We start from the raw sequence: 26,859 nt of genomic DNA, 5'->3' as shown, positions 1-26,859 counted from the left end.
CGTCGAAGTGTTTGATCAATGCATCTCCATGCCCGTCCGCCGAATGCGTACATCATAGGTGGCCTGAATATACCCCTCCGAAAACGTCTTCTGCCACATTTTCGCGTTCCACCAATGCGGCTGTGTCGCTCTCGCCAGCATACCCAGCCCCAATACATCGGAATGGTACTCGTTTTGAAGCTTGGCAAACAAACGCTTCGCCCGCCTTTCGCCTTCTTTGTTCAATTCCTTCTGCAGGCGCTCGATATTTTGGGGCTGGCTGAAATCCACCTGGCAGCGCGATTCGATAATGTCCCCCTCCAGCCTCACATGATACTGGGCACGGTACGAATTTCCTTTCGGCGTGATCGACTTTTTGACCTGAATCGCTTTCGGGCGGAAGGTCGCCAGCTTCCTGGGATCCTTTTGGGTTTGTTCACAAGGAACGTCCAGCTGACCGGCGATTTTTTCGTCCCGCAGCTGAAGCAGCGACCATACCTCGTCGTCTGTTAATCTTCCCCTCAGCTTGTCGCCGCGAAAAACCGCAAGTCCATGCCATTTGAATTCCTTTTCCTTTGCCAACACGTAATGCATCGTCATTTCAATGCTCTGATCCGAATAATCGTTGAATACCTTCCCCAGCGTGATATCGGGAATCAAGCCGCTGCGAGCCCCGTTGCGAAGCAGGTCGATGATGAAGATTGTCGGGATTTGCTCGATCTTGGGGTTGGCCAGCAGCAATTCCCGAGCCGAGCCTTTGACGACCATCGGCCACATCAAGCGCCTGACCTGCGGCGACCGTCGGTACGGATCGAGAATTTTGTCGATCCCTTCTCTCGCCATCTCCTCACTGATCACCAAGATCCGGGCATGTCCGTAAAAAAGCTCCTGGTTCAGCCGCATCTGCAAATGGGCATTCGCCTCTCGCAAGTCTTTGCCTGTCGCGCTCATCACCCGGATGGCCTCCTGCCCTCTGATTCCGCCCATGCCACCCATGATTTTTTGCGCGATGGGGATCTGGATTGTGAGCATGAGCTGCCCATTGGTCTGTGAGCGTTCAATGCCGAAGGCTACAACAGATGTCCGATGCTCCAGCTCCTGACTGTCCCAGCAGCCGCTGAGGAGAGTCATGGCCAGCAGCAGAACCATGCAAGTCATTCCGTGTTTCCCCATCATTTGGTCCACACTTCCATTCCGGTTCGACGTATCAACACGTCATAGCGTACGGTTGTTTTCAATGATAAAAATTCCTTTTTCCACTTTTCGTGGCTCCAATGCCTGGAATGCGCCCGGTCCAGCGTCCCGAAGCCGAATACATCCTGCTTGAGCTCCTTCTGTACCTTTGTCACCAGCTTTACCGCGCGCTCTTCCATACTTTTTTCAAACAACTGCTGATATTTTTTAATGTTTTCCTGTTTCGTGAAATCGATCCTGCATTGCGATTCCATAATGTCTCCTTCAAGCGTCACTTGCACCTGCACCGTTTTCTTCCCGCGAACCGTCACAATCTGTTTTTTGGTCGTGATCGATTTCGGCAAATACGACACCTGGAGCTTGGAATTTTTTTCGCAGGGAACCGACATGATTCCCCCCTTTTTTTCATCCCGGATCTGCAAAAGCGGTACGACCTCCTGCGGGGAAAGCTCCGCGACCATCTTGCTCTCTTTGAATACAGCAAGGCCGACCCATTTGATCTCGTCCTTTGTCGCCTGCACGATGTTCATTCCGGGCTCCCGCGACGAGTCGGAAAGATTGATGAAGAACGTACCGAGCGTCATATCGGGGATCGTTTCCATTTTTGAATTGTTGGTCAACAGATCCATGAGAAACATGATGGGGATTTGCTCAAGCTTTGGATTGGAAGTAAGCACCCGCAAAGCCTCGCCCTTCACAATGACCGGCCAGAGCAGGCGACGAATCTGCGGTGTTCGCCGCAGCGCATCGATTACGGTGTCAAGCCCTTCTTCCCTGGCGACTTCCTCACTGATTGCCACAACCCGCGTATGGCCTAAAAACAACTCCCGGTTCAGCCGCTTTTGCAAATTCCGCGTCGCTTCCGCCAGCGTATAGCCCGTGGAGCTCATCACGATCACCGCTTCTTTTCCACCTCCCGATGATTTGGCCGCTCCTGCACCGGCAATTCGTTTCGAGATCGGAATCTGGATGGACAGCCGCAGCCTGCCCGGCAGATCTTTCGCCTTATCGATCGCCATCGCCACCACAGACGTCCGCTCATCAATTTCTTCGCGGTCCCAGCATCCCGTCAACAGGAGCATCAGGCTGGCAGCCGCGAGCAAACATGACAAACGCATCGGTTTCATGGCTGTCCATCACCTTGCTGGCTAACGGCCCTTTCCTGGTGCACCATGCCGAGGACCAACAAAATCACCGGGATCAACAGATTTAATACCAAGCCGAGCAATGCGATCCACTTCAAGTAATGAAACAACTGGTGGACATTGTCCGGCCACATCGCTAAATAGTAAAGCAACGGCAGCATGCCGATGGCGATATAACGGTGCGACCGCATGTTCAACAATTTTTGCAGCGCGAAGCAGGAAGAAAAGAAGCCGCTCCCCACCGTCGTGAACACCGCCGCTACCCATACCCCCAGGAAAGCCGACTCCAGCCGCTCCAAAATAAGCCCCGGCACCTCCGTCGTTTTGACCAGCTCAAGGGTCGGCCACATCAGCCGCTGCAGCTCTTCATAGCCGAAAGATGCGATCCCGGCGATAACGATGAGCACATAGGTCATCATCGGGTAGATCAGGCCAAAAACCGCGGCTCTTCTCGATTCTTTTTTCCCGAAATCGATATGTTCCAAATACAATCCAACATGTTCATAGCCCTGATAGGCAAAGGACGAAGCCATCACCCCGAGGAGTAACCCTTTCCAGTCAAACGAAAACAGCGGCATCAAGCGGATGAATTCGGCGCTTTGAAAGGCAAGGATCGCGATGACCAGCAAGGGGATGACGAGGATGGGCAGAAGCGTCTCGTGGACACGCACCATCACCTCGATGTCGTACATCACCAGGATGAAACCCGCTATCAACATGCTCCATACGATGACTTCCAAAGGTGTTTTCACCAAAACGGCGGTCACGACCACCTCGCCGAACGTGCGTGCCGTTCCGGCTGTTGTCAAGATCCAGAACAAGACGAACGTGATCACACTGGGCATCGCGATCATTTTCGCCAGCAAGGGGTTGGAACCGCTATAAATGCGGGTTGCATGCGGATATTTTTGCCCCACTTTCACAATGATCCAAAGCACGGCCATCGAGAGCAGGCCGCCAACCAATACCGAAATCCACCCGGCTTGATGTGCAGACTGGGTGACCGTTCGCGGCAGCGTCAGCACCCCGACGCCGATCGTCGTGCTGGTGATCAGCGACATGACTTGGGACGGAGACATGATGTATGCACCTTTGCTGGTTTGGTTCATGTGCTCTCACCTCTTCTCTTTTACTCAAAGCTTGGGTGGGATCTTGCCTTCCGGCCCCGCCGTATTGGTCGTGCGGAGCGTATCGCCCGTGCTCAGAAAACTGGGGCGCCTGTTCATCCAATACAGCGGCACACGGATAATCGAATCTTTCATGTCCAGGAATTTGCGCGGGGAAAAAGGAGTGATGTACGGCACGCCAAACGATTTCAGCGAGCACAGATGGATCACAATCAAAATAACCGCGAGCATGATCCCGTACAAACCAAAAATCGAGGCGATGAACATGATCGGAAAGCGCAGCATGCGCAATGCGATCGCGGCGCTGTACGACGGAGAAGCGAACGATCCGATGGTCGTAAGCGCCACGATGATCACCATGATCGGGCTCACGATCCCTGCCTGCACCGCCGCCTCGCCAACCACCAGCGCGCCGACGATGCCGATGGTAGGACCGATCGGCCCTGGCAGCCGCACGCTCGCCTCGCGTAAAATCTCCATCGTGATCTCCATCAACAGCGCCTCGACAATCGAAGGAAAGGGCACCGTCGCGCGCCCCGCCGCCATCGCGATGACCAATTTCGACGGAATCATCTCGGGATGAAAGGCCGTGAAGGCGATATAAAGCGACGGCAGCAGCAAGGCGATTACCATGGATGCGATGCGAATGAAACGGATGAGCGTCGCGATCAGGAAACGCTCATAGTAATCTTCAGGGCTTTGGTAAAACTGGGTGAACACCGCCGGCGCGATCAAGGCAAATGGCGTACCGTCGACGATGATCACGACTTTCCCTTCCAAAATGTTGGAGGTTGCCTTGTCAGGCCGCTCCGTATTTTGCAGCTGGGGAAACGGCGACCAATGACTGTCCTCGATGAACTGCTCGATATATCCGCTCTCCAGCGCCCCATCGATTTCAATCGCCCTGATCCGTCGCTCCACTTCCCTGACCAAATCCGGGTCGGCCACGCTTTCGATATAAAGCAAGGCCACGTTCGTATTCGTGCGCCGTCCGACCGTCAAATTTTTCACCCGCAGGTCGGGGTCCTGGAGCCTCCGGCGAATTTGCGCGGTGTTGACGCGAAGTGTTTCGGAAAAGCCGTCGCGCGGCCCTCGCACGACATGCTCGGACTCCGGCTCCTCGACGCCACGCTTTTCCCACCCTTTCACATTGGGAATGATCGCTTTGTCCGATCCATCCATCAAAACGATGCCATCACCCGCAAGCAAGCCTTTAATGGCTTTATTGAGATTGTCCACGGTCTCGATTTCACCGATGGTCAAGGCGAAACGCGCGAATTTTTCATGCAAGGTTTCCTCGGTGAACAGCACATTCGGCTCATAATCCCTCGTTTCAAACATCAAGCTTTTGATGATGAAGTTGTTGATGACCTCGCTGTTCGTCAATCCATCGATATAAATAACGGCTGCTCTCACCTGCTCATGCGCTCCGACGCAAAATTCCCGCACGACAAGATCATCGCTCGCGCCCAGAATTTCCCGGACCTTCGCGGTATTCTCTTCCAAATTCCTCGAGATGACGATATGATTCAATGGCTGCATTTTGTCTTCGATATGGTGAAAAAGCATGTCCTTCAGCTTCACCGCGACGCGGGCTTGCCGCTTTTGCAAAAATTCTTTAAGCATAATCACCATCCTCACAACCATGCCTAATTGGTATTGTTTTCAATTGCGCTGAATAAATGCATTTTCATTCCAATCCCCCCATAAACTTCTTGCATAGAGAACGTTAGAAAACCTGGCTACGCCATGCTTTTTGGCGGAGCCGCGGTTGCCCTTATACTGGATAGGAATTTTACAAATTCCTATCTGTATAAAAAAAGCCGCCCCCTTACAGCAAGGGAACGGCTCCACCGATTATTCGATTATTCGCTTCTCGGTTCTTTCATTGCTTTTACCACATAATTGGCATGGGAGGAGCTGATCACATATTCAGGCTTTGGCTTGCTACGGCTCTGACGATGGCCTTCAAGATGCGCCTCGCTCAGTTCCCACTTTTTCCATGACTCCTCGGAATCCCACCGAATCATCACAACGACTTCCTCGTCTCCGCCCTTTTTGCCTTTTTTGACGAGAACGCTCAAATCGATGAAGCCTTCCATCGTTTCAATCGCCCCATTTTGGCTGAATCGGTTAACGATATGGTCCGAGTTGCCCTCTTTCACGATGATGGTTTTTGTTTCAATAAACACCAAACCACTCCCTTTTATTGAATCTCTTCTTCATGTTAATTGATAATAATAATCATTGTCAATAAATTGCATATTGACATTCCTATCGTGCAATTCCTGCACGAACAGACAAAGATCGATTTTCGTAATTATTTTGTAACACTATTTGTGCCAAACCGTTTTATAATGGCAAAGTGCAACGGAATTCCAAGCGTACGGTTGTCCTTGGAGCTTACTGATTATGTGGAGGATTTACGTGGATTCGCCATTATTTTGCAGCAGAACAACGCAAGTTTTCCATCAAATAGGGGATGTCGAAATATGTAACGTAACAGGTCGATGCTTCGTCTTTACAGGTAGATTTTTTGGATCGTCGTGAGCGAAAAGCGAAAGGGCAGTGCAGACATGAAACACACATCACAGGTATGCTTTCAATTTAACAGAGGGGGTAATGGGCATGCCTAAACCACTCAATGGCAGCGGGCGTTACATGGCCGGCTTGGATGGACTGCGGGCGCTAGCGGTATTGGCAGTCATCGCCTACCACCTCAATTTTGGCTGGGCATCCGGGGGTCTTCTGGGTGTCGGCGTGTTTTTCGTTTTATCTGGTTACCTCATTACCGACATACTAGCTTCCCAATGGAAAAAGTACGGACAGCTTGATCTGAAGGATTTCTGGATTCGGCGCGCCAGACGGCTGTTGCCGGCCATGCTCCTGATGCTCGCTGTCGTCGTTTGCTGGACGATCGCTGCCGATCGCTCCCAGCTCCCCACATTGCGCAGCGACTCGCTCGCAGCCATTTTTTACGTCAGCAACTGGTGGCTGATTTTTCACCAAGTCTCGTATTTTGAAAGCTTCGGACCGCCTTCTCCGCTTGGCCACCTCTGGTCGCTTGCAGTAGAGGAACAATTCTACTTGCTCTGGCCATTGCTTTTGGCACTCGGATTCCGCTACGTCCCCCAACGCGGGAAATTGGCGCTTCTCGCCCTCGGTGGTGCAGCCATTTCCGCTATCGCGATGGCACTCCTGTTTGAACCCGGAATTGACCCGAGCCGCGTCTATTATGGCACGGATACCCGTTCTTTCGCATTGCTGATTGGCGCAGCGCTTGCGCTCATTTGGCCCAGCGCCAAGCTTTCATTGGAAAAAACATCGCCAAAAGCGCGCCTCACGCTCGATCTCGTCGGCGGTGTCAGCCTGCTCGCCGTCCTGCTCATGATCGCCTTCACGAATGAATATGACGAATTCCTCTATCGCGGCGGAATGGTCGTGCTCAGTGTGGCGACAGCGCTCTTGGTTGCGTCTCTGGCGCATCCGGCAAGTCGCATCGGCAAATGGCTGGGCTGCAAGCCTCTGCGCTGGCTCGGCGTGCGTTCTTACGGCATTTACTTATGGCATTATCCGGTCATCGTGTTTACCAGTCCGGCCGTCAACACCGACGGAGTCGATCTCACCCGCGCCGCGCTTCAGCTGGCGGCCAGCATCATCCTTGCCGCACTGTCCTGGCGCTTCCTTGAGGAGCCCATCCGCCATGGTGCGATCGAGAAGCTGTGGGCGCAGCTGCGCAACCGAGAAGTTGCGCGCGGCCGCATGCGTGTCAACCTGCTGATCACGTCCACCAGCGCACTCCTGGTTTTCAGCCTGTTTGCCCTCGTCGCGACCGCGAGCCCCGCTCCGCGCGACAGCTTCACCGGCACCAAGCACCAAGGAACGGTCACCGGCGGCGGTTCGGAAGACACAGATGCAGCCACTGGCGCTAACAGCAGCGGCGTGATCGCCGGTACAACCACAACGGCACCTGCTGCCGATGCTGATACAACCGGGGCATCCTCCGAAAAAGGGACGAACAGCCCTGACAAAGCAACACCTCCCAAAGCCGACGCCGCTTTAGGAAAAGGCACCCATCCAGCCGACAAAGGAGCGACAGGCAAAAAAACAGGCACAGCGAACAATGCGACAGACAAAAAAGGGAATACAGCAACGAATGGCAGCGGCAAAAATTCGCAACCATCCGGCGGTTCCGGCAATAAAAAAGGCTCGCACGCGACTGACAATTCGACTGACAAAACCAAACCGGGCAAAGGCGGCAGCGGCACGACCCCAAGCGATACGAATGTGACCGTCAAACCGCAATCCGGCAAAGGCATCACGGCGATCGGCGATTCCGTGATGGTCGACATCCAGCCATATTTGGAGAAACTCTTGCCCGGCATCGTCGTCGACGGCAAAATCGGCCGTCAGCTGTCCCAGGCACAGGAAGTCGTCAACCGGCTTAAAGCGGAAGGAAAATTGGGAAGCCGCGTCATCATCGAGCTTGGCACCAATGGCGCATTCACCAAAAAGCAGCTCGAGTCGCTTCTGAACTCGCTGGGAGATGTACAGCAAATCGTGCTGGTGAACACCCGCGTGCCGCGCCCTTGGGAAAGCGTCGTAAACCAAACGTTGGCAGATGTCGCAGCCGCTTACCCCAATGCGACGCTCGTCGACTGGTATTCCGCAAGCACCGGCAAAGACTCGTTCTTTTACAACGATGGGGTTCATTTGCGGCCGGACGGCTCCGAGTTCTACGCGGCGTTTGTAGCGAAAGCAATTGCCCCTGCGGCAGCCAAAGGTGCGGAAGAACTGGCACCGGTGTCGCAATGAACCGTGTTTTCACATACGAAAAAGCCCCACACACAAGGCAATGCCTGTGCGCGGGGCTTTTTTGGCGGCAGCGCCTCATTCATTCACATCATTTAGAAATTCATCAAAAAATCTATAAAATTCCTCTTTGTTTCCTAAATGAACATTATGGTCATGATGCAATATCTCTCTTGCAAGGCAATTTGGGAGCAAGGATTGCATTTTTGCAAATTCTTCGTCAGATACTGCCCCGCTACCTTTTGCTCTGATTAACAATACCAGACACTCTATGCCAGGTAGTAGATGGAACCAGTTTTCTTCATAAGCAATGTTAGCAGCCACGGCCTGAGAACTGAACATCATTTGGTATCCCTCAACGGTTTCGATTAAACTATTCATAAAATATTGATAACCCAATTTCGAATCCGTTGCTTGTTGAATAAATTCCATTGCTTCCTTTAAGCTGGAAAATGGTAGAGGCCAATCTTTTGTCACAGGATCAACGGCTGATAGTTGATCTAACGGCAGCCTGTTTGGTTTGGAAGGTCCGGAAGCGGATTTGTCGAGTATTGCCAATGCTTTTACGAACTCAGGATACAGTGACGCTATATATCCAGCTACACGCCCGCCCATCGAATGGCCTACTAAAATGACGGAATCTATCTTAAATAAATCGAATAGTTCAATGATATCTCCAGCCATTTCTTCAGCCGTATATTTCGAAATAGGTTTTCCGCTCAATCCATGTCCTCTTAGGTCAGGTGCTATGATTCTGTATTGTTTTCCATAATGCTCGATAAAATCACACCAGGTTTCTGCTCTTCCCCATCTCCCATGAAGGCAAAGAATCGTTGGCCCTTCGGTTTTTGTATCAAAATAAAACAGGTCAATATCCTTCAACTTGGCAATGTTTCTGTAGATTTTTATTTTTTCCACAAAAACTCTCCATTCCATATATTCTTTCGGCTTGCCAAACAGCGTGTATACAACTACGTCTTATGTCTTTCCACCACAGAATCCGCAGACCCGAATAAGGAAATCACCGCTTCCTTCACTTCCTTCAGCATTCCGTTGTACATCTCTTCTTCACCGTAGCCGATCCCGCCGAATAACAGATGCCCGACCGTCTCAATTCCGACGAATGAAAAAATGGCTGTATCTGTCGTGAGCTTCAACCCTTCGGTCATCCCCATTTGATCATAGATGTCCTTGGGGGTGCCATGCGTATTGATGATCAGTCCCTGTTTCCCTGCCAAAAGCCTCTCAATTCCTTGCTCGTTTGCGGCATAGGCGAATCCATGGGAGAAAACGCGGTCAATATACCCTTTCAAAATGGCCGGCTGACCTCCCCACCAGATCGGATAGATCATCGTGATGGCATCCGCTTGGGCGATCAGCTCCTGTTCCGGCCGGATGTCCGCCGGCACATCCCCGGCATCGAACGCAGCCAAATCCGCCCGGCCGAGCACCGGCTGGAACCGAAGCGCATACAAATCCCGCACCACAACGCTGTGACCGTTTGCTTCCAGCGAACGGACTACCGTCTCCAAAATTGCATGATTGAAGCTTTCCGCGTTGGGATGCGCATAGATGACAAGATGATTCATCGCAAAAACCTCCTCCTGTTGCAGGACACATGAACCGTGATCGGCATGATCCGAACCGCTCAGTCCCCGCTCAGTCCGCGTTCTGTATCGCAAAACATGCCCCACCCCGGGCATTCGCGCCATTCTTTTATGCGCGAGCTTGCTCCTCCGCCACCCGCTCCAGCCACTCGCTGACAAGTGCGTCGAACAGCGTCTTTTGCTCAATGTGCAGGTTATGCCCGGCCCGATCCAGCATGGCAAAGCTCGCCCGCGGGTATCGCTGCGCCATCTCCCATTGATTACGGTAGCCGACCGCATGATCCTGCCTGCCCGCCACAACCAGCACCGGCTTTTCATAAGGCTGCTCCGTCACCCCTGCGTCAGGCGCCAGATCGTACTGCTGGCGGAGACGCTCCAAGTGAGCCTGGTCCGCAGCCTTGATGCCGACCAATATTTCGTCCCTGAACCGCTCCCAGTTATACCGATCCTGCACGACATGCATGCTGGTGAACTCCTCGGCATCCTCATGATCGAATGAGCGCAGAAACGCTTCATCCTTTGCAAGAACAGTGAACGGAGGGACATCCCGCTTTGCCATTCCCGCTGTCGGGCAAATCATCAGCATGCCCGCGATCTGCGCAGGACGTTTTGCCAGCAGCGCCTGCGCCAAATAACCGCCATACGACTGTCCCGCCACAACGAATGGCGTGTCAGACAGCACCGCATCGACAAATTGCTCCACTACGGTAAGCATATCGTTCGTGCTGCGAATCCATTCCGCCGCTTTGGTCGCGCCCATCCCCGGCAAATCGATGTAAATCCGCTGCCAGCCCGTGCGTTCCGCAAAAACCGGCTCCATCCCTCCTATCATCAGGTGCCGATCGCAGGAAAAGCCGTGCAGCATAAGAATCGGCGTTCCAGTCCCCCGCACCTCGTATTGCACGGTAATCGAGTCCAATTTGCATTCCATTTTGCATGCCTCCATTTTCTCCAACATTTTTTACATAGACATCTATGAATAGGATTGTAACTTCATTTCATATAGATGTCTATGTATTTTTGCAAAAAAAAAATTAAAACCGCTGGAAAACGCGTTCTAACAATGATTCGAATAGCTCCTTCTCGTCGTCGGTCAACCCTCCGTAAAGAAGCTCATTCAATTCCTCCGAAACCTTCGCGAAAATCGGCTCGAGCGCCCGCCCTTTCTTTGTCAGCGCAACCAGCGTAACCCTGCTGTCCTCCTCGCTTTTGCGCCGTTCCACATAGCCCAGCTTTTCCAGCTTGTCTACCAATACGGAAACGGTCGGCTGTGTCCGGTGAATTTTTTCAGCCAGCACTTTTACGGGGATGCCATCTACACGGTACAGCAGCGACAAAATATCGCCATGTGAAGAAACGATCCCCTCCACGCCTTTCTTTTCAAGCTCTGACACAATCATTTTATTGACGGAATCTCTGATTTTACTGATCATGGACGCTGCATTATATTTCAACATAGTCCTACTATACGGGATGCGCGAAACCATTTTCAAGGGGGCGGGCCAATCGTTGGAGGGAATGCAGAACCCGCTCCGTCTTCACCCTACCGAGCCATCCCCGCCACCCGTATTGCCCACAGCCCCCTATGGCACCCCTTCACCCGAAATGCTTCTTCAACAGCTCGGTGAACCTCTCTTTATCGACCGCCTCTTTCGACACAACGCCGTCAACCCATTGTGTGAAAGTTGTGTCGGTCAATGTAATGTTGCCCTTGTTTGTGAGCTTTGTGATCAATGGATTTTTGTTGAAAGGCGATCCCGCGTGATGTTCGATGATCTCCCGCACTTCCTCCAACTCGGACACATCGCGGATCGGCTTTTTGGAATCGAACGTATAACCGATCCGCCAATCCGGATCCTTATGCCTGAGCTTCATTTCAAGCACATAATCGCCCAGCTCGCTGTCCGCTCGCGTAATCCGAAACGCGCCATTCGCCGAGCTGACTTCCTCCCCGCTCAATGGAACAGGCCTGAGCGGCAGATTTCCGCCAAAACCGGTATCGATGACATAGGTTTGCTTCTCATGCGTGAGCAAAATCGTCACATGCGTTCGCCCCAGTGTAAGAAACCGCTGTGCAGCGTGATCGTACACCACGCCACGCGTCAGCATTGCATCGAATCCATTTTCGAGCAGAAAGAAATAAAACAGCGCGTTTAACTCGTAGCAAAGCCCGCCTTCCTGCTTTTTCAGCATCTTGCGGATCAAGTTTTCCTTCGTGATGTCGTTTGTTCTTTGTTCGATGATGCACAAGTTTTCAAACGGAATACTTCTCGACGTTCTCTCCAACACATCTCCCAATTGTTCAAAGGCAATCTCTCCGCTTTCCGGCCACCCGATCCTTCTGCGGAATAATACGCTCAGCTCGCTCATGGAAAACTCCCCCCATCGTCGTTCTCCTTTACTACATTCTCATCACGCAGAGGGTATGCCTGCTTGGGAGTGATTATGCAGCACGTCTTTTGCACATTCCGTTTCAGCTCCTACCTCAAAAAAATAGCCGGGCGAGACAGCGTAAAACATCTGCGCTCGTCCGGCCGATATTCGCCGTTTGCATCACCTATTCAACGGCCAGCAGCTCTTCTTCCTTTCTCACGCTTCCCGTTCAATGATCGTCGCGACAGCCATTCCGTGCATGATGCAGAGTGTGGCCAAACCGTACCGCGCTTCACGTTTTTCCAGCTCATGCAGCATCGTCGTAATGAGACGCGCTCCGCTCGCGCCCAACGGATGGCCAAGAGCGATAGCCCCGCCATTGACGTTCACCTTGTCAGGATCAGGCTTGATCTCCCGTTCCCAAGCCAAAACGACAGACGCAAACGCCTCATTCACTTCAAACAGGTCGATGTCGTGAAGCGTCAGATTTGCCTTTTGCAGCACTTTTTGCGTAGCCGGAATGATGCCTGTCAGCATGATGGTCGGATCGACGCCGGCAACCGCAGTTGCCACTACCCGAGCACGTGGCTTGTAACCCAACTCCTCCGCCTTTTGCCGGGACATCAGGAGCACCGCAGATGCACCATCGTTAATCGGGCTGGCATTTCCCGCTGTGATGATGCCGTCCGAAAGAAAAGCCGGCTGCAGCGCTGCCATTTTTTCAAGCGATGTCACGCGCGGGGTTTCATCTGCCTGAAAATCGATCATTGTCCCGTCCGGCGATGGAACGCGCACGGGTACGATCTCATCGACGAATCGGTTGGCAGCCTGGGCTTTCAACGCCTTTTCATGGCTTCTCAACGAGTAGACATCCAAGTCCAGACGAGACAATCCCCATCTCTTGGCAATACGTTCAGCCGAAATGCCTTGGGGGATCATCTCATATCGATCGGACAGCTTCGGGTTCCAAGCCTTGACATCGCTGCCCATCTTGACCCGGTTCATGCTTTCCACGCCTGCTGCAATCACCACATCGCACATCCCCGCCATGATTTCATGTGCAGCCTGATTGAGCGTTTCCAGGCTGGAACCGCATGCCCGATTGGACGTGACGCCGCACACCTCAACCGGAAAACCTGCGAGAAGTGTAGCCAATCGTGCAATGTTTCCGCCCTGTTCCCCAACCTGTGTCACACATCCCATCTTCACGTCCTCCACCAACGCCGGGTCCAATCGATTGCGCTCAACCAATCGCTGCAGCACTTGTGCGGCAAGCTCATCAGGCCGAATATGGCTCAACGTCCCATTCTTTTTCCCCATCGGTGAACGAACGGCGTCCACAATGACTGCATCCTTGCCAGATTTCATCGTAATCCCTCCAGAAAAAGAAATTTAAGACCGATCGGTCGGTTTTTGGGTTAAAAAAAGCCGCTTACGGCTCCTTCTATTCTTGACTAGGCAAACCTAACTCTGCTGTCAAAAAGGATTGCACATGCTGCATGGCGCGTTCCATAGGCACCTGATTGCCGTAAAGCTTGCTCAGCATCAGCGCTCCTTCCAGCGTCGAGATCATGATGGTCGCGACAAACTCTGGATCAACGCCGTCCCGAACCTCCCCCATCTCGATACCCTTGCGAACAAATCTGCTGATCAGCTCAAGAAGTTCGTTCATCGCCGCACAGACTTTTTCCCGCAGGACCGGATCGGCATCATCTGCCTCAATCGCCGCGTTTAGCAGCGGGCATCCGCCTGGCAGCAGCTCATTTTTGGCATGCCGTTCAAAAATGGAGGCGATCGCAAGCAGACGCTCCATGCAGCCTTTTTTGCCCGCCAGCGCTTCAGAAAAAAAGTGGCTCATCATCTCGATGGAGTAGGAAAAAGCGCTCAGCATCAGCTCTTCCTTGCTTTCGAAGTGATTGTAAATCCCCCCTTTTTTCAAGCCGGTTTCGTGCATGATCCCGGATATGGACGAGGCCATGTATCCTTGGCTGTTAAACAGCTTCGACGCCTTTTGCACGATCAGCGCTTTGGTTTGTTCTCCTTTGCGAGTTGACATGATTTTGTTTGCCTCCGTTGAAAAAGATCGCTCGTTGCAAATCTTGAGACCGATCGGTTTGTTTTTATTATAAAGCTGGATCGGATCATTGCATAGGGTGAAAAATGGAATTTATGTGCAAAGGCTGCTCCCTCCCCTTCACATCAAGGATGGTTCATGCAGCTCCTCCTTGAGAAATGACATGAGTTTCGCGGTTGCAAGCGTTACCGGATACTCGGGCGTTTTGCTTAACATGCCGAACGTCATATCGATTGCATTGCCGTCCACCGCACGCACCACCGTTCCTTGGGGAGCGGGGTCCAACACGATTTTGGGCACGAGTGCGATCCCGAATCCCCACGCGACGTAGTGCTTCAAGGCAGTCATGCTCCCGATCTCCATCGTATCGATCGGAATGCCTCCGGTGGCCTGCAGCACCACCTCCAGCTTTCTGCGGTACGGGCAGGTTGCCGATGTGATAAGCAGACGGTGCCCCCGAATCTCCTCCGGTGCAATCGCCGCTTTTCCGGCAAGCGAATGATCCTCCGGCAGCAATACCGCAAACTCCTCCTTGAATAAAGGTTCAAAATACAGCTCGGTTCCCAGGTCCGGGGCGGAACAAAGCGCAATATCAATGTCCCCTCGAAGAAGCCGTTCGCTGAGCGCCGGCGTATTCGCAATGTCTAAGGAGACACGAATTTTGGGATAGCGAGAGATAAACCGCTTCAAAATCGCGGGCACCCGGTAACTGGCCGTCGGCTCCGTCACCCCCAAACGAACATGGCCCGCCTCACCCAGGCGAAAATCGGACAAGTTTGCCTGCAATTGCTCCATGCTCTTTATCACATGCAAGCTTTGCTCGTAAAACAACCTCCCGGCTTCGGTCAACCGGATCTTTTTCCCGCGCTCGATTAACTGAACGCCCAAGTCAGCCTCAAGCTTTTGGATTTGCATCGTGACGGTGGACTGCGCATAATTCATCTCTTCCGCCACCCGAATAAAACTCCCGTATTTCGCTAACAGGTGAAATGTCTTGACTACCTTTACATCCATCCCGACATCTCCGTTCTACGATTCATTTTTTTTGAATCCGACATTCTATTAATTCAATTATACAAAATTCGTTTCGCGGCGTACAATTTTTCCATACCATCGTTCGACAAAAGGAGATGACCGAAATGGATGTAAAAAACAAAGTGGCGCTCGTCACCGGCGGCGGCACAGGGATCGGCAGAGCGACAAGCCTTGCGCTGGCAGAACGGGGCGCTATCGTAGCTGTAAACTTTTCTCGTTCGCAGTCCGACGCAGAGGAAACGGTGCAACTCATCCGGGATAAAGGCGGGCAAGCCATCACCATCCAAGCCGATGTTTCCCGAGACGCAGAGGTGCGGGACATGGTCTATGAGATTGTGCGGCAGTACGGGAGCGTTGACTTGCTTGTCAATAATGCGAGCACGACACGACACATCCCGTTTGGCGATTTGGAGGCGGCAGGCGAGGAAGTGTGGAATGAGCTTTATGATGTGAATGTCAAAGGGATGTTTTACTGCGCACGAGCCGTCGCTCCCTTCATGAAACAAAAGAAAGAGGGCGCAATCGTCAACCTCGGCAGCATCGCGGGACAAACCGGGCTCGGCTCCTCGCTGCCGTATGCCGTATCCAAGGCGGCTGTCCACGGCCTGACAAAATCGCTCGCCCATGCCCTCGCGCCAGCGATCAGAGTCAACTGCGTCGTCCCCGGAGCCGTCGCGACGAGATGGTGGGCCGGGCATGAGGAACAGATGAAAAAGCTGGCCCCGAATCTTTTACTTCAGCGTATCGCAGCACCTGAAGATATCGCGCAGCTTATCTGTGCGACGTTGGAACAGGAAGCCATGACGGGGCAGATTATTACGGTAGATAGCGGGCAGACCATGTAAAGGTCAAAGCAGGCGATGCTCATCGGGAGCGCCCCTCGCCTGCCCGGCCGACTTGTTGGCTAACCAAACAAAGGCTGCCCGCTTGTAACAAACGGCAGCCTCCTTGTTTCTAATATATTTTGATGAATCCATTCGCGAACGCTTTTACATGATTCTCCCACCATGTTTGACCAGCCATTCTCCGGTTTCCCAGTCCGACAGATCGTTCTTGTCTGAATGATAATACAAATCAAAACGGAACCCCAGCCCATCGTCCCATGGGCTTTTCACCATGAGCGAACGAAAAATTTCCTCCAAACCCGGTATCGCGAAACCGATCGGCTCTGGGAAAGTAGCTTCCATTTCCTCCCGGGACAGATCCGTTTCGAGCGCCAATTGAATAACAGGCTTATGAATATACGAGTCGTAGACGAATTCAAACTTTGGCGTTCTTTTTTCGGAGAAATCGGTGATATCTATCTTATACTCCGACTCATCGGCCGGAATGATGAACGGCCAGTCTTCCTCGGGATATCGATATAGTTTGCTAACCTTGGCGATCGTTGCAATCAATTCGTCCCCTTTCCAAGGCGTTCCATTGTTCATTCTCCTTTCTCATGATTTCTATTTGCCAAGTGATGATAGAGGGGATGGTATAATTTCCTAATAACGGTACGTTAGAATGGCATACACATAAGGTCAATAGTTTTCTCGTATATAAAAACGAGCTACCTTCGGCAGCTCGTTTCTTTTTTTAAATTTGTACTTCATTGTACAATAACTAAACCCTTTTCATTTCCCCTCACTTACTCCACCGTAACGCTCTTCGCCAAATTCCGCGGCTTATCGACATCCAGCCCTCTTGCCACAGATACGTGGTAAGCGAGCAGCTGCAATGGGATGGCGGTTAATACTGGAGTCAGGATTGGCAGGGTAGCTGGGATGTGGATCACTTCATCAACCGATTTGATCAGCTCGTTATCGGATTCGACGGCAAAGCCCAGAACGCGGGCACCGCGCGCTTTTACCTCAACGATGTTGCTGACCATCTTCTCATAAATATCCGGCTGGGTTGCCAGCGCGATGACCGGCACGCCTTCTTCGATCAGTGCGAGCGTACCATGCTTCAGCTCACCCGCTGCATACGCCTCGGAGTGAATGTACGAGATCTCTTTCAGCTTCAGCGACCCTTCCAGGGATGCCGCATAGTCGAGGCTGCGTCCAATGAAGAACAGGCTGTTCACGTCTTTGATGCTGTTCGCGAAGTCACGGATTTTCGCGGAATCGGCCAAAATCTCCGAGATGGCTGCCGGCAAATCCAGCATATGATCGACGATTTCCGCTACTTGCTCGGCGGTTTGGGTACCTTTCACCTGTGCAAAATAGAGTGCAAACAGGTAGAGTGCAACCACTTGGCTCGTATACGCTTTGGTCGACGCTACGGCGATCTCTGGGCCAGCCCATGTAAAGATCACTTCATCCGCCTCACGGGATACCGAGCTGCCCACGACGTTGGTGACTGCCATTACGGTGACACCGCTCTTCTTCGCTTCGCGCAGCGCTGCCAGCGTGTCCGCCGTTTCGCCGGATTGGCTGATGACGATCATCAGCGTTTTGTCCGTATAGATCGGGTCGCGGTAACGGAATTCGGAAGCGATTGCCACTTCAACCGGCACGCGAGTCAGCTTCTCGATAACATCCTTCCCGACGAGTCCTGCGTGCATCGACGTTCCGCACGCAACGATATAAATACGGTCATACATCGCCAGCTGCTCATTGCTCATTTTCAGCTCAGGCATCACGATCCGCTTGGTTTCGCTATCGATGCGCGCACCCATTGTGTCGCGAACCGATTGAGGCTGCTCACTGATTTCTTTCAGCATGAAGGAGTCGTAGCCGCCTTTTTCCGCTTGCACCAAATCCCAATCCACATGGAACAGCTCGCGCTCCACTTTTTCGCCTGTCTCAGCCAGGAACAGTTCGACACCGTCGCGAGTCAGGACTGCCATCTCGCCCTCGTTCAAGATGTGCACGTCACGCGTATGCTCCAGCATGGCAGGAATGTCCGAACCGATAAAGCTTTCCCCGTTGCCCACACCAACGATCAATGGGCTTGCCAAACGCACAGCGATCAGTTTATCCGGCTCATGGGAAGACATGATCCCCAGGGCATAAGCACCACGCATTTTCGCCACCGCACGACGAACCGTCCCCACCAGGTCGCCGTCATACATGTCGGCCAACAAGTGAGCGATCACTTCCGTATCCGTCTCCGATGTGAAGTTGTACCCTTTGGAAATCAGCTCTTCCTTGATTGAGAGAAAGTTCTCGATGATGCCGTTATGCACGACCGCGAACTGCAGCTTTTCATCCGTATGCGGGTGAGAGTTCTCATCCGATGGCTTGCCGTGTGTTGCCCAACGGGTATGTCCGATTCCTACCGTCCCCGTAAGCGGGTGATCTTTCAGACGCTCTTCCAGCACAGCCAGGCGGCCTTTCGCCTTTTCGTATGTGAGTCCGTTTGCCGTCAGAGCAGCAATTCCAGCCGAATCGTATCCACGGTATTCCAGCTTGCTCAAACCGCCAATGATAATCTCCTGCGCATTTTTATCTCCAATATATCCAACAATTCCGCACATGTGTAATAGTCCCCTTCCCAAATTAACGGGGACACAGCCCAGAGGCTCTTGTTATCCAACGGGGTGTGCCCCCGCCATCTCATTTGCTTTTTACCGTGATCCAATCAACGAATCTAGGTATCATACGCCGGTATTGTGCAGCAGGTTACCCCGCTGTTTTGTCCCTGCGTTTGTCGGTAGTGATCCTATGCTACCGGGAGGCATCCGCCGAATGTTCGATAAACCTCCACCTCGTCCACTGTGCTCCATGTCGGGCAGCCACAGTGCTGGCGCTTATGTGGATCTGAATGTGGCCCGTCTTTCCCTTCTCCTCCTTCCCCCACCGATTTCGTCCTCTCCTACCTTAACACAAAATGCTTTTTTTCTCTATACAAAAAAATATGCAAAAAGGAGCGGCAACGTGCCACTCCCTTTGTCTATGTCACTAAGCAAGTTCTTGTTTTACGACTTCTACGATACGGTATACCAGCAGATTCAATTCGCCTGCATCCGGACCTTCCGCCATGACGCGGACGATCGGCTCCGTACCGGATGGACGCACAAGCACGCGGCCATTGCCAGCCAGCTCTGCTTCCACTTCCTTGATTTTTTCCTCAATCGCCTCGTTGCCAGCAAGCTTGCTCTTATCGGCAACAGGCACGTTCACCAGAATTTGCGGGAATTTGGTCATCACTTGCTTCAGCTCAGACAGCGGCTTCCCGGTCTCCTTGATGATATTCAACAGCTGCAAACCTGTCAGCAGACCGTCTCCCGTCGTATTGTAATCGAGGAAGATGATGTGACCAGACTGCTCGCCGCCCAGGTTATAGCCGCCGCGGACCATTTCTTCCACGACATAGCGGTCACCGACAGCCGTTTTCGTCGTATTGATCGAGCACTCGTCCATCGCTTTGAAAAAGCCCAGGTTCGCCATGACGGTTGTCACGATCGTGTTGTTGTTCAGCTTGCCCTTGGCTTTCAGCGCGCGTGCGCAAATCGCCATGATATAGTCGCCATCCACCAGTTCGCCGTTTTCATCGACAGCGATGCAACGGTCTGCGTCACCGTCAAAGGCAAGGCCAAGATCCGCTTTGTGTTTGACGACTTCCTCCTGCAAACGCTCAGGATGCGTGGAACCGCATTGCTCGTTGATGTTGACGCCGTTCGGATTGGCGCCCATCGTGATCACTTCCGCCTCAACGTCCGCAAACAGACGCGCAGCCAGCGACGATACCGCGCCATTGGAGCAGTCCAGCACAACCTTCAAGCCATCGAATCGTTCCGTAACGGAGTTTTTCAAATGAGAAAGATATTTTTGTCCACCCTCCAGGAATTCAAGGACGGTCCCAATCTGCTCTCCTGTTGGACGCGGCAAGTTGTCTTCCGCTGCATCCAGATATTGCTCGATTTCGCCTTCCATTTCATCGGACAGCTTAAACCCATTGCTGCCAAAGAACTTGATTCCATTATCAGGGAACGGATTGTGTGATGCAGAAATCATCACGCCTGCATCAGCTCCCAACGCACGGGTTAGATAAGCCACACCCGGGGTCGAAATGACGCCCAAGCGAACCACTTCAGCACCTACGGACAACAAACCCGCAAGCAGAGCATTTTCCAGCATTTGTCCAGACATACGCGTATCTCTTCCGATGACTACCTTTGGCTTGCCCTCTTGCTTGTTGCGTGTCAATACGTAGCCACCGACTCTGCCCACTTTGAACGCCAATTCAGGCGTCAGCTGAGCATTCGCCACACCACGTACGCCATCTGTTCCGAAATACTTCCCCATCCTTGTCCCTCATTTCTATCCTTTTACACACAGTAGCTTATGTCGCCCATTACTTGCTTGTGATTTCCACGGTTACCTGCTTCAATGCCGTGCTTGCCGTTTTCAAGTACGGCGGCAGGTTGTAGACAATCGGGATCTCATGCACGCCAACCGGCAAGTTGCTGACATCCGCAACCACCTGCACGTCTTCTGGCGACACATGGTCCAGATTTTGCTCGGCACCCACTATATCAAAATCAATCGTCGTAATTTCCTGACCGGCAGCGGAGAAACCTTTGGCCTGCAGATTTTCGGACAAACCGGTAATCCGCAGCGGCACCTTTTCCAGTCGCTTCGTTTTGGACGGCGCAACCTTGAAAGAGACCTCCAAATATTCCGGCTCCACTTTGACTACTTTATCGAGAAGCGGCATTTTCAGCTGCACCAGACGATCTGAGTTTATTTTGCTCAAATCAATCTCCGGACCCGGATACGTGCTCTGCTTCATCGCATCGATCACTTCTTTCGGTCCGTACACGGTCACTTCTTCCACATTCTTTTCCACACTAGCCAAACTATAGCCATCCGGCAAGTCATTCGTCAAGTTCAATTTTATTGGTACTTTGGCAAATGGGCTTGTCACCGGAACATTAACCTCGACCGTAAGCGGGTTGACCTCCACATGCTGAAGGACGTTTCCGTACTTGTCCACTACCTTGAGCGGCACGGTCGTGTTGATCGGTTCCGTCGCTCCATCCAGGTTGACGGAGGCCCGCACGCCTGCGATGCTGTTCGCTTGGCTTGCCGGAACCCTGACATGCGCTTTGAACGGCTTGACGATCGGCTCACCCGCTTTGTAGCCCGGTGCTGCCTGACCCAACAATTCCACACTGACTTCCTTCTCCACGGTCTGCTTCTCTTCCAAGGTGATGTCAACCGTGCTCGGAATAATTCCTACTTTCGTCCCTTCCGGAAAGCCCTTGTACAAAACCGGAACGCGATGCGTTCCTTTCCCTGCCCCCTTAGATCTACAAAGACCTCATAGGAATCCGGGGGGATGAAATTGTGCTTATAAAACGGATTGCTGCTCTCGATGGCGATTTTGACCGTTTTCGGCTGTTTTACCACTTCCACATTATCCGTGTCATAAAGCACCTTCAGGTTGACGCCATCGATGAATAGCGGTTGCGTTGTATCGGTTGGCGCCACACCATCCGACTCCAGGTTTACGACCATCCACATCATCGTTGCGAGCAACAAAGCGATGGCACGCGCAAACCAACGGCTGTTCAACCATTTATCCATGCTTTCGCCTCCATTGCCAACGACCTGCCATGGATTTGCTAATTTGCGAATCCAGCTGTTCCAACAAAATTTCCGATAGCTGCTCCTCCGTCAAATTGCGATGGACTTGGCCGTTACAGGCAAACGACACCTGTCCTGTCTCCTCGGAAACAACGATGGATAAGCCGTCGGATACCTCACTCATCCCGATGGCAGCTCTGTGCCGCGTCCCCAATTCCTTGGAAATCGTGGGATTTTCGGTCAGAGGGAGATAACAGCCCGCTGCCATCACCGTATCCTTGCGCAGGATAACGGCGCCGTCATGCAGCGGCGTATTCGGTATAAAAATATTGATTAACAGTTCTGAAGAAACTTTTCCGTTAATCAAGATGCCTGTCTCTACGTAGTCATTCAGTCCTGTATCCTTTTCAATTACAAGCAGTGCGCCAATCCGGCGTTTCGCCATATATGTTGTTGATTTGCATACCTCTTGCACCATGCGGCGAACGACTTCCTCGTCAACGGTACTGGTCCGTGAAAAAAGCTTCCCCCGTCCCAACTGTTCCAGCGCGCGCCGCAGCTCCGGCTGAAAAATGATGACAAGCGCCAATACCCCGAAGGTAAACGCCTGCGACATCAGCCAGTGAAGAGTCGTCAGCTGGAAATACTTGCTCAAAAGCCAGGTGATGATGATCACCATAATCCCTTTCAGCAATTGAACCGCACGGGTGCCGCGAATCAACATGATTAATTTATAAATGACGTATGTAACCAACAATATGTCGATCGCATACCGGATTACATCACCGTAATTAAGAGAAATCATAGCGATGCCCCCACATTCTCGCTCCAACTCAATATCTCTTCTATATTTCATAGGTAGCGGTATCTCGCTGAAAAAAGCACGGCCAGTACGTGCCGCGCTCCTATAACTGCTAGTTCTTATTTTCGCCTAAGGGAAGGCCGGAAGCAAGTCATTTCCGATATTTTTCAGCTGATACCATACCCAGTCGAAAATCGCTTCGACCGATTCCGTATCACCGGCGACCTGCGCTGTCGAGGCGAGAAACACTTTCCCCTCAATGGCAACAACGTCGCCACGCACCTCTCCCTGCACTTCCACACTGCCGTTGCGGACGATGAGATCACCGTCTACTGTGGTTCCGGCCGGCACCACAACGATGTTACGCTCGTGGTCAATCTTGAGTTTATCGATATTGTTGGCTGATACCTGAAGCGTATCATCAGGTTCAAACCACGTTGCCGTCACACTTCCCATCATCATGACCAAGAACACAGCTGCAGCGGTGAGGAATGGATGCTGCCTGAGCCAATTTGACAAACGATGCCCTTTTCTCGGTGCGGGTAATTGAGCCAAGACTCGAGCGGTAAAATCAGCCGACACTTGTATATGGGAAGCACTCTGCACAAAAACAATCGCCTTTTGCAGTTCGTGCATATGGGTGTGGCACCGCGGACATTCCTTGAGATGCGTTTGCAACTGCAGATTGGCGTATTCATCCATATCGCCATCTAAACATTCATGAATCATGACAATCGAATCTCTGCAATCCATCTCGGATGACTCTCCTTTCTGTTACATGAAACGAAGCTTTGAGCGAAGAGCCTCTCGCCCACGATGTATACGCGTTTTGATCGTGGTGATCGGCAACTTTAATACCTCGCTGATCTCTTGCAGCGACAGATCTTCGATATAGCGCAAGACCATGACCGATCGATATTTGGGCGCCAGTTTCGACAATGCGTCCTGTACGGTTTCCTGCAATTCTTGCGTAACCACTTGTTCCTCCGGCGTTTGCTCCTTTGAAGAAAGGCGGGAATGCCAATCGAGGCCTTCGGTGCCCTCCGCTTCCTCGTCGATGGAGAAATCCGGTCGCTTTTTGCGCCCACGGTCGATGCACAGGTTTGTGGCTATGCGATAAATCCATGTTGAAAATTTGTAACTATCGTCATACGTATGAAGGTTGGCATACACACGTAAAAAAGTCTCTTGCGCTATGTCCTCCGCCTCTTGACGATTGCCCACCATGCGGTAAGCCAATTGAAAAATCTTATCCTTGTATATCTCGATCAATTCGACAAAGGCATCGCGGTCGCCCCGCTTGGCTCTTGCCGTCAATCGTTTCTCTACAAAATCCATGTGATCCTCCCCGGCATTACCGTACCTTTACTATACGATGCATTTCACGTCCGGTTTCAATTTTTTTGTCCCAATTTATATAGTAAAATATGGGCAAACGGCTACGGCCCAATTTTCGGAATAAAAACAAGGTTTATTTATATACTAAGTGTGGTAACTTCTTTATACAATACCATAAAAAGGGGAGTTGTCATAATGTCCAAGCACATGGTATTTGACGAAATAGAAGCGCTCCGCAAGAAAATGAATGACCAGTACAAAAAGCATTCCGCCATCACGCCAGAGCTGCTTGACCTCAGCGTAAAGCTGGACCAGCTGCTCAATCAACTCCCTCCATCAGTGCACAAAACACGCTAACATAAACGAAAAAAGAGAGGAATCGTCCCCTCTTTTTTTCATTTCTTTTAGTTAGGTTATACGCTTACAGCAGCTTATCGCCAAAAGCAGAACTCATCATCGCCACTGCAACGCGTGCAGTTACATTTTCACGATCGAGAATCGGATTGACTTCAACAAATTCAGCGGATACCAGAACATCTGATTCAGCCAGCATTTCCATGGCCAGATGGCCTTCCCGATAGGAAATTCCGCCGATAACAGGAGTGCCAACACCCGGTGCATCATGAGGATCCAAACCGTCCAAGTCAAAGCTCAGATGGACGCCGTCTGTATTTTTGCTTACATGTGCGATCGCTTCTTCCATCACGCGAGCCATGCCCAAACGGTCGATCTCGTGCATGGTGAACACTTTGATGCCGCGTTCCTTGATCAACGCGCGCTCACCAGCATCCAGGTCGCGCGCTCCCAAAACAACAACGTTCTCAGCCTTGATCTTCGGTGCAAAACCGCCGATGTTCACAAGGCGCTCATGGCCAAGGCCAAGGCTTGCTGCGAGCGGCATGCCGTGGATATTGCCAGAAGGCGTCGTCTCACCTGTGTTCAGGTCGCCGTGAGCGTCAAACCAGATTACGCCGAGGTTTTTCACATGCTGCGTAACGCCGGCAATCGTCCCCATCGCAATGCTATGGTCACCGCCCAGCACCAACGGGAAACGCCCCTCTGCCATTTCCTTGCTAACTGCAGCTGCCAAAGTCGTGTTTGCCTCAACCACTTGGTCAAGGTATTTGTGGTGGTCAGTGCTAACCAGTTGGTTCGGACGGTTGACGACGATATCGCCAATGTCTTTAATGGAGAAACCCATTCCCTCCAAACGCTTTACAACACCAGCATAGCGAATGGCGCTTGGCCCCATATCAACACCGCGGCGATCCGCTCCTAAGTCCATTCCAACCCCAATAATGGAAACGTTTTTATTCATTTTGTCACCCATCCCTTCCTAAGCTACCTTGTTATTGTAGCCTTGATTGGGCAAATGACTCAACTCGACACAATTTTGCATGATTATAAGCATAATCCGCAATCATTCAGGGAAAACTAACAAAAAATGCATGTCGATTTGCTGAACTGCACACGGATTTCGCAACCGGTTTTCCTTACGAATAACCCCTGCTTTTTCCAAACAAAAAAGCAGCTGATTTCAGCTGCTGTATCTGCTATGTATGGAGCGGGTGATGGGAATCGAACCCACGCGACCAGCTTGGAAGGCTGGAGTTCTACCATTGAACTACACCCGCATGAAAATGGTCGGGAAGACAGGATTCGAACCTGCGACCCCTTGGTCCCAAGCCAAGTACTCTACCAAGCTGAGCTACTTCCCGACATATCATGGCGTGCCCTGAGAGATTCGAACTCCCGACCTTTTGATTCGTAGTCAAACGCTCTATCCGGCTGAGCTAAGGGCACATATGGAGCGGACGAAGGGTCTCGAACCCTCGACCTTCGCCTTGGCAAGGCGACGCTCTACCAATTGAGCTACGTCCGCATTTTTAAAAAAACATGGTGAGCCATGAAGGACTCGAACCTTCGACCCTCTGATTAAAAGTCAGATGCTCTACCAACTGAGCTAATGGCTCTCAATATGAGAAAAATGGCTGGGGTACTAGGATTCGAACCTAGGAATGACGGAGTCAAAGTCCGTTGCCTTACCGCTTGGCTATACCCCATCAAACAAAAACTGGTGGGGAGAGACGGATTCGAACCGCCGAACCCAGAGGGAGCAGATTTACAGTCTGCCGCGTTTAGCCACTTCGCTATCTCCCCGAAACATATGGTGGTGGAGGATGACGGGATCGCTACTTACTGGCGATACTGCGTCGATTTGCTTCTACGCGCAGCCAGATCAGTTGTACCCGAGCAATACTCCTCGAATCACTTCAAAGGGTGACCCGCTTGCGGTGAGATCCGCTGCATACACCGATGAGTGAAACGAATGGTGGAGGCTGACGGGATCGAACCGCCGACCCTCTGCTTGTAAGGCAGATGCTCTCCCAGCTGAGCTAAGCCTCCGAAATGGATGGTGACCCGTAGGGGATTCGAACCCCTGTATGACAGCGTGAAAGGCTGCTGTGTTAAACCGCTTCACCAACGGGCCTTACTAGATGGTGCTCCCGACAGGAATCGAACCTGCGACCTCTTCCTTACCATGGAAACGCTCTACCGACTGAGCTACAGGAGCATGGCTCCTCAGGACGGACTCGAACCGCCAGCCTACCGGTTAACAGCCGGTTGCTCCACCATTGAGCTACTGAGGAATGCATCAAGTTGAAGGTATACTTATGTAGCTTGTTCCTTCAAAACTGGATACGCAAGTCATTGCTATGGATTTGTTGTGGATAAGCCCTCGACCGATTAGTATTCGTCAGCTCCATGCGTTACCGCACTTCCACACCGAACCTATCAACCTCATCGTCTATGAGGGGTCTTACCAGATTGACTCTGTGGGAAATCTCATCTCA

The 26,859-nt window shown here is 51.9% G+C and carries 25 protein-coding genes, 11 tRNA genes and 1 rRNA gene (1 of these 37 running past the window's edge); 3 read left to right on the top strand and 34 right to left on the bottom strand.

What is annotated here, in order from left to right:
• Window positions 1–15 precede the first annotated feature (15 nt).
• The 5 genes from ACTID9_RS02040 to ACTID9_RS02020 all read right to left on the bottom strand — a co-directional run bounded on the left by ACTID9_RS02040 (window position 16) and on the right by ACTID9_RS02020 (window position 5,637).
• The gene (locus tag ACTID9_RS02040) at window positions 16–1,137 is read right to left on the bottom strand and encodes a Ger(x)C family spore germination protein (protein ID WP_441069607.1); all 1,122 of its coding nucleotides are present in this window, start codon (window positions 1,135–1,137) and stop codon (window positions 16–18) included.
• A 14-nt stretch (window positions 1,138–1,151) separates the two neighbouring features.
• Entirely contained in the window at window positions 1,152–2,300 is a 1,149-nt protein-coding gene (locus ACTID9_RS02035) for a Ger(x)C family spore germination protein (RefSeq protein WP_441069606.1), read from the bottom strand.
• Window positions 2,297–3,427 (bottom strand): GerAB/ArcD/ProY family transporter, encoded by a 1,131-nt coding sequence (locus ACTID9_RS02030; protein ID WP_441069605.1) that lies wholly within the window; start codon window positions 3,425–3,427, stop codon window positions 2,297–2,299. Before ACTID9_RS02030 ends, ACTID9_RS02035 begins: the two co-directional genes overlap by 4 nt.
• A 24-nt stretch (window positions 3,428–3,451) precedes the next feature.
• Window positions 3,452–5,071, bottom strand: coding sequence for a spore germination protein (locus ACTID9_RS02025; RefSeq protein ID WP_441069604.1), 1,620 nt, complete (start codon window positions 5,069–5,071; stop codon window positions 3,452–3,454).
• A gap of 239 nt (window positions 5,072–5,310) precedes the next feature.
• Complete coding sequence (locus tag ACTID9_RS02020) at window positions 5,311–5,637, bottom strand: antibiotic biosynthesis monooxygenase (RefSeq protein WP_441069603.1); 327 nt, start codon at window positions 5,635–5,637, stop codon at window positions 5,311–5,313.
• Window positions 5,638–6,073: 436 nt separating this feature from the next.
• Between ACTID9_RS02020 and ACTID9_RS02015 the strand changes: the two genes are divergently transcribed.
• Entirely contained in the window at window positions 6,074–8,260 is a 2,187-nt protein-coding gene (locus ACTID9_RS02015) for an acyltransferase family protein (RefSeq protein WP_441069602.1), read from the top strand.
• Between the two features lie 75 nt (window positions 8,261–8,335).
• Here the strand turns inward: ACTID9_RS02015 and ACTID9_RS02010 are convergent, their stop codons facing one another.
• The 8 genes from ACTID9_RS02010 to ACTID9_RS01975 form a co-directional block, all read right to left on the bottom strand.
• Entirely contained in the window at window positions 8,336–9,175 is an 840-nt protein-coding gene (locus ACTID9_RS02010; protein WP_441069601.1) for an alpha/beta fold hydrolase, read from the bottom strand.
• 53 nt (window positions 9,176–9,228) lie between these two features.
• Complete coding sequence (locus ACTID9_RS02005; RefSeq protein WP_441069600.1) at window positions 9,229–9,846, bottom strand: NAD(P)H-dependent oxidoreductase; 618 nt, start codon at window positions 9,844–9,846, stop codon at window positions 9,229–9,231.
• 127 nt (window positions 9,847–9,973) lie between these two features.
• Window positions 9,974–10,795 carry an alpha/beta fold hydrolase gene (locus ACTID9_RS02000; RefSeq protein WP_441069599.1) on the bottom strand — a complete coding sequence of 274 codons (822 nt, stop codon included), beginning with the start codon at window positions 10,793–10,795 and terminating at the stop codon, window positions 9,974–9,976.
• 103 nt (window positions 10,796–10,898) lie between these two features.
• Window positions 10,899–11,297 (bottom strand): MarR family winged helix-turn-helix transcriptional regulator, encoded by a 399-nt coding sequence (locus ACTID9_RS01995; protein WP_441069598.1) that lies wholly within the window; start codon window positions 11,295–11,297, stop codon window positions 10,899–10,901.
• A 163-nt stretch (window positions 11,298–11,460) separates the two neighbouring features.
• Entirely contained in the window at window positions 11,461–12,234 is a 774-nt protein-coding gene (locus tag ACTID9_RS01990; protein WP_441069597.1) for an arylamine N-acetyltransferase family protein, read from the bottom strand.
• Window positions 12,235–12,453: 219 nt separating this feature from the next.
• Entirely contained in the window at window positions 12,454–13,605 is a 1,152-nt protein-coding gene (locus ACTID9_RS01985) for a thiolase family protein (RefSeq protein WP_441069596.1), read from the bottom strand.
• Window positions 13,606–13,681: 76 nt separating this feature from the next.
• Window positions 13,682–14,293, bottom strand: coding sequence for a TetR/AcrR family transcriptional regulator (locus ACTID9_RS01980; protein WP_441069595.1), 612 nt, complete (start codon window positions 14,291–14,293; stop codon window positions 13,682–13,684).
• A 138-nt stretch (window positions 14,294–14,431) separates the two neighbouring features.
• The gene (locus tag ACTID9_RS01975) at window positions 14,432–15,325 is read right to left on the bottom strand and encodes a LysR family transcriptional regulator (protein ID WP_441069594.1); all 894 of its coding nucleotides are present in this window, start codon (window positions 15,323–15,325) and stop codon (window positions 14,432–14,434) included.
• A gap of 125 nt (window positions 15,326–15,450) precedes the next feature.
• Here ACTID9_RS01975 and ACTID9_RS01970 point away from each other — a divergent pair, with 125 nt between their 5' ends.
• Window positions 15,451–16,191, top strand: coding sequence for an SDR family NAD(P)-dependent oxidoreductase (locus tag ACTID9_RS01970; RefSeq protein WP_441069593.1), 741 nt, complete (start codon window positions 15,451–15,453; stop codon window positions 16,189–16,191).
• Between the two features lie 144 nt (window positions 16,192–16,335).
• Here ACTID9_RS01970 and ACTID9_RS01965 read toward each other — a convergent pair whose 3' ends face one another.
• The 8 genes from ACTID9_RS01965 to sigW all read right to left on the bottom strand — a co-directional run bounded on the left by ACTID9_RS01965 (window position 16,336) and on the right by sigW (window position 24,004).
• Window positions 16,336–16,776 carry a hypothetical protein gene (locus ACTID9_RS01965; RefSeq protein ID WP_441069592.1) on the bottom strand — a complete coding sequence of 147 codons (441 nt, stop codon included), beginning with the start codon at window positions 16,774–16,776 and terminating at the stop codon, window positions 16,336–16,338.
• A 200-nt stretch (window positions 16,777–16,976) separates the two neighbouring features.
• A complete protein-coding gene (gene glmS, locus ACTID9_RS01960) occupies window positions 16,977–18,809 on the bottom strand; it encodes a glutamine--fructose-6-phosphate transaminase (isomerizing) (RefSeq protein ID WP_441069591.1) in 1,833 nt (610 codons plus the stop codon).
• A 424-nt stretch (window positions 18,810–19,233) separates the two neighbouring features.
• Complete coding sequence (glmM, locus tag ACTID9_RS01955; RefSeq protein ID WP_441069590.1) at window positions 19,234–20,580, bottom strand: phosphoglucosamine mutase; 1,347 nt, start codon at window positions 20,578–20,580, stop codon at window positions 19,234–19,236.
• Window positions 20,581–20,629: 49 nt separating this feature from the next.
• Window positions 20,630–21,547, bottom strand: a complete 918-nt coding sequence (locus ACTID9_RS01950) for a CdaR family protein (RefSeq protein ID WP_441069589.1) — start codon at window positions 21,545–21,547, stop codon at window positions 20,630–20,632.
• Window positions 21,514–21,864 carry a hypothetical protein gene (locus ACTID9_RS01945; protein WP_441069588.1) on the bottom strand — a complete coding sequence of 117 codons (351 nt, stop codon included), beginning with the start codon at window positions 21,862–21,864 and terminating at the stop codon, window positions 21,514–21,516. Before ACTID9_RS01945 ends, ACTID9_RS01950 begins: the two co-directional genes overlap by 34 nt.
• A complete protein-coding gene (cdaA, locus tag ACTID9_RS01940) occupies window positions 21,857–22,669 on the bottom strand; it encodes a diadenylate cyclase CdaA (protein WP_441069587.1) in 813 nt (270 codons plus the stop codon). Before cdaA ends, ACTID9_RS01945 begins: the two co-directional genes overlap by 8 nt.
• A gap of 126 nt (window positions 22,670–22,795) precedes the next feature.
• Window positions 22,796–23,419 (bottom strand): zf-HC2 domain-containing protein, encoded by a 624-nt coding sequence (locus ACTID9_RS01935; RefSeq protein ID WP_441069586.1) that lies wholly within the window; start codon window positions 23,417–23,419, stop codon window positions 22,796–22,798.
• 21 nt (window positions 23,420–23,440) lie between these two features.
• A complete protein-coding gene (gene sigW, locus ACTID9_RS01930; protein ID WP_441069585.1) occupies window positions 23,441–24,004 on the bottom strand; it encodes an RNA polymerase sigma factor SigW in 564 nt (187 codons plus the stop codon).
• Between the two features lie 195 nt (window positions 24,005–24,199).
• Here sigW and ACTID9_RS01925 point away from each other — a divergent pair, with 195 nt between their 5' ends.
• Entirely contained in the window at window positions 24,200–24,361 is a 162-nt protein-coding gene (locus ACTID9_RS01925) for a Spo0E family sporulation regulatory protein-aspartic acid phosphatase (RefSeq protein ID WP_441069584.1), read from the top strand.
• Between the two features lie 64 nt (window positions 24,362–24,425).
• On the opposite strand, the gene rocF is transcribed toward ACTID9_RS01925, so the two are convergent.
• The 13 genes from rocF to ACTID9_RS01860 all read right to left on the bottom strand — a co-directional run.
• Window positions 24,426–25,322 (bottom strand): arginase, encoded by an 897-nt coding sequence (gene rocF, locus ACTID9_RS01920; protein WP_441069583.1) that lies wholly within the window; start codon window positions 25,320–25,322, stop codon window positions 24,426–24,428.
• Window positions 25,323–25,564: 242 nt separating this feature from the next.
• Window positions 25,565–25,638, bottom strand: a tRNA-Gly gene (locus ACTID9_RS01915).
• A 7-nt stretch (window positions 25,639–25,645) separates the two neighbouring features.
• A tRNA-Pro gene (locus tag ACTID9_RS01910) sits at window positions 25,646–25,722 on the bottom strand.
• Window positions 25,723–25,730: 8 nt separating this feature from the next.
• A tRNA-Arg gene (locus ACTID9_RS01905) sits at window positions 25,731–25,807 on the bottom strand.
• A gap of 3 nt (window positions 25,808–25,810) precedes the next feature.
• Window positions 25,811–25,886: transfer RNA gene (locus ACTID9_RS01900), tRNA-Gly, on the bottom strand.
• Window positions 25,887–25,901: 15 nt separating this feature from the next.
• Window positions 25,902–25,977, bottom strand: a tRNA-Lys gene (locus tag ACTID9_RS01895).
• A 15-nt stretch (window positions 25,978–25,992) separates the two neighbouring features.
• Window positions 25,993–26,067, bottom strand: a tRNA-Gln gene (locus ACTID9_RS01890).
• Window positions 26,068–26,079: 12 nt separating this feature from the next.
• A tRNA-Tyr gene (locus ACTID9_RS01885) sits at window positions 26,080–26,164 on the bottom strand.
• Between the two features lie 170 nt (window positions 26,165–26,334).
• Window positions 26,335–26,410 (bottom strand) — tRNA-Val (locus ACTID9_RS01880).
• 8 nt (window positions 26,411–26,418) lie between these two features.
• Window positions 26,419–26,495, bottom strand: a tRNA-Glu gene (locus ACTID9_RS01875).
• 8 nt (window positions 26,496–26,503) lie between these two features.
• A tRNA-Thr gene (locus ACTID9_RS01870) sits at window positions 26,504–26,579 on the bottom strand.
• Window position 26,580: 1 nt separating this feature from the next.
• A tRNA-Asn gene (locus ACTID9_RS01865) sits at window positions 26,581–26,655 on the bottom strand.
• A 77-nt stretch (window positions 26,656–26,732) separates the two neighbouring features.
• Window positions 26,733–26,859 (bottom strand): 23S ribosomal RNA (locus tag ACTID9_RS01860) (it continues 2,802 nt past the right edge of the window).

This window comes from Brevibacillus fluminis (genome assembly GCF_052072235.1).
GTDB lineage: Bacteria > Bacillota > Bacilli > Brevibacillales > Brevibacillaceae > Brevibacillus_D > Brevibacillus_D fluminis_A.
The sequence above is the reverse complement of the archived record's forward strand: the minus strand, read 5'-3'. Positions and strand labels throughout refer to the sequence as shown.

Excerpts from the sequence above, each read along its gene's own strand:
- ACTID9_RS02040 (WP_441069607.1), bottom strand. The coding sequence starts at position 1,137 with ATGACTTGCATGGTTCTGCTGCTGGCCATGACTCTCCTCAGCGGCTGC.
- ACTID9_RS02035 (WP_441069606.1), bottom strand. The coding sequence starts at position 2,300 with ATGAAACCGATGCGTTTGTCATGTTTGCTCGCGGCTGCCAGCCTGATG.
- ACTID9_RS02030 (WP_441069605.1), bottom strand. The coding sequence starts at position 3,427 with ATGAACCAAACCAGCAAAGGTGCATACATCATGTCTCCGTCCCAAGTC.
- ACTID9_RS02025 (WP_441069604.1), bottom strand. The coding sequence starts at position 5,071 with ATGCTTAAAGAATTTTTGCAAAAGCGGCAAGCCCGCGTCGCGGTGAAG.
- ACTID9_RS02015 (WP_441069602.1), top strand. The coding sequence starts at position 6,074 with ATGCCTAAACCACTCAATGGCAGCGGGCGTTACATGGCCGGCTTGGAT.
- ACTID9_RS02005 (WP_441069600.1), bottom strand. The coding sequence starts at position 9,846 with ATGAATCATCTTGTCATCTATGCGCATCCCAACGCGGAAAGCTTCAAT.
- ACTID9_RS02000 (WP_441069599.1), bottom strand. The coding sequence starts at position 10,795 with ATGGAATGCAAATTGGACTCGATTACCGTGCAATACGAGGTGCGGGGG.
- ACTID9_RS01995 (WP_441069598.1), bottom strand. The coding sequence starts at position 11,297 with ATGATCAGTAAAATCAGAGATTCCGTCAATAAAATGATTGTGTCAGAG.
- ACTID9_RS01990 (WP_441069597.1), bottom strand. The coding sequence starts at position 12,234 with ATGAGCGAGCTGAGCGTATTATTCCGCAGAAGGATCGGGTGGCCGGAA.
- ACTID9_RS01985 (WP_441069596.1), bottom strand. The coding sequence starts at position 13,605 with ATGAAATCTGGCAAGGATGCAGTCATTGTGGACGCCGTTCGTTCACCG.
- ACTID9_RS01980 (WP_441069595.1), bottom strand. The coding sequence starts at position 14,293 with ATGTCAACTCGCAAAGGAGAACAAACCAAAGCGCTGATCGTGCAAAAG.
- ACTID9_RS01975 (WP_441069594.1), bottom strand. The coding sequence starts at position 15,325 with ATGGATGTAAAGGTAGTCAAGACATTTCACCTGTTAGCGAAATACGGG.
- ACTID9_RS01970 (WP_441069593.1), top strand. The coding sequence starts at position 15,451 with ATGGATGTAAAAAACAAAGTGGCGCTCGTCACCGGCGGCGGCACAGGG.
- ACTID9_RS01965 (WP_441069592.1), bottom strand. The coding sequence starts at position 16,776 with ATGAACAATGGAACGCCTTGGAAAGGGGACGAATTGATTGCAACGATC.
- glmS (WP_441069591.1), bottom strand. The coding sequence starts at position 18,809 with ATGTGCGGAATTGTTGGATATATTGGAGATAAAAATGCGCAGGAGATT.
- glmM (WP_441069590.1), bottom strand. The coding sequence starts at position 20,580 with ATGGGGAAGTATTTCGGAACAGATGGCGTACGTGGTGTGGCGAATGCT.
- ACTID9_RS01945 (WP_441069588.1), bottom strand. The coding sequence starts at position 21,864 with ATGGATAAATGGTTGAACAGCCGTTGGTTTGCGCGTGCCATCGCTTTG.
- cdaA (WP_441069587.1), bottom strand. The coding sequence starts at position 22,669 with ATGATTTCTCTTAATTACGGTGATGTAATCCGGTATGCGATCGACATA.
- ACTID9_RS01935 (WP_441069586.1), bottom strand. The coding sequence starts at position 23,419 with ATGGATTGCAGAGATTCGATTGTCATGATTCATGAATGTTTAGATGGC.
- sigW (WP_441069585.1), bottom strand. The coding sequence starts at position 24,004 with ATGGATTTTGTAGAGAAACGATTGACGGCAAGAGCCAAGCGGGGCGAC.
- ACTID9_RS01925 (WP_441069584.1), top strand. The coding sequence starts at position 24,200 with ATGTCCAAGCACATGGTATTTGACGAAATAGAAGCGCTCCGCAAGAAA.
- rocF (WP_441069583.1), bottom strand. The coding sequence starts at position 25,322 with ATGAATAAAAACGTTTCCATTATTGGGGTTGGAATGGACTTAGGAGCG.